The organism is Streptomyces sp. BE303 (assembly GCF_036290945.1).
GTDB lineage: Bacteria > Actinomycetota > Actinomycetes > Streptomycetales > Streptomycetaceae > Kitasatospora.
The window spans coordinates 1-458 of the sequence record NZ_JAQYWZ010000564.1; the positions used below are offsets into that span (position 1 = coordinate 1).

General features: G+C 68.1%; 1 protein-coding gene. It reads left to right on the forward strand.

Annotated features, from left to right (window positions below):
• A partial coding sequence (locus tag PUR56_RS12545) for an extracellular solute-binding protein (protein WP_329948951.1) occupies positions 1-458 on the forward strand: 458 nt, incomplete at both ends.

Below are 458 nucleotides of genomic sequence, written 5' to 3' on the forward strand. Positions count from 1 at the left end.
AGGCCGGACGCACCGCGATGGAGTACATGAAGTCCTTCTACACCGAGAAGATCTCCCCGGTCGGCACCAGCGCCCTCAACGGCTTCATCAGCGGCGACGTCGCGATGTTCCCGTTCTTCCAGTCGGTCATCGCCAACGTCCAGACCGGCGGCGCGAAGACCGAGGGCAAGTGGGCCGTCGCCCCGATGCCCACCGGCCCCAAGAGCGGCTGCTCCATGGTCGGCGGCCACAGCCTGGTCGCAGGCTCCGCGAGCAAGAACCTGAACGGCGCCGGCACCTTCATGCGCTGGCTGGCCTCCCCCGAGCGCAGCGCCCAGTACATGGACTTCCACGCGATCTTCCCGTACGACCTCGGCAAGGTGGACCCGGCCGTGAAGGCCACCGTGGACGGCAAGGTCAAGGCCGACCCCAACTGGGCGCCCATCTTCGAGCAGCTCGCCCGCAACACCCCCGACCTG